The organism is Dawidia cretensis (genome assembly GCF_018598175.1).
Taxonomy (GTDB): Bacteria; Bacteroidota; Bacteroidia; order Cytophagales; family Cyclobacteriaceae; genus Ohtaekwangia; species Ohtaekwangia cretensis.
Map to the genome: position 1 here is coordinate 1 of NZ_JAHESE010000218.1, position 255 is coordinate 255.

Annotated in this window: 1 riboswitch. The window is 20.8% G+C overall.

Annotated elements, in window-relative coordinates:
* A riboswitch (cobalamin riboswitch) is annotated at positions 1-98 on the reverse strand. This riboswitch is flagged as partial in the annotation.
* Positions 99-255 lie beyond the last annotated feature (157 nt).

The window sequence follows — 255 nt, forward strand, 5'->3', positions numbered from 1 at the left end:
CAAAAGTTTCGTCTGCATCACAGTAGCGGGGGCTGTAAAGGAATTTAACCGTTTTCCCTATTAATCTTGCTTAAAGAACCTATAATATTATATATTTAATTTTTAAATTATTCTTAAATCATTTTCTATATAAATCATTGTATACCTTTTCTGTGAAAATTTCTACATTTTTTATAAATTTTATTCATTTTTATATTTTTATGTATATAAATTCTTTTTTGTAAGTTTATTAATTTCTAATTATCTTCTTTAAAT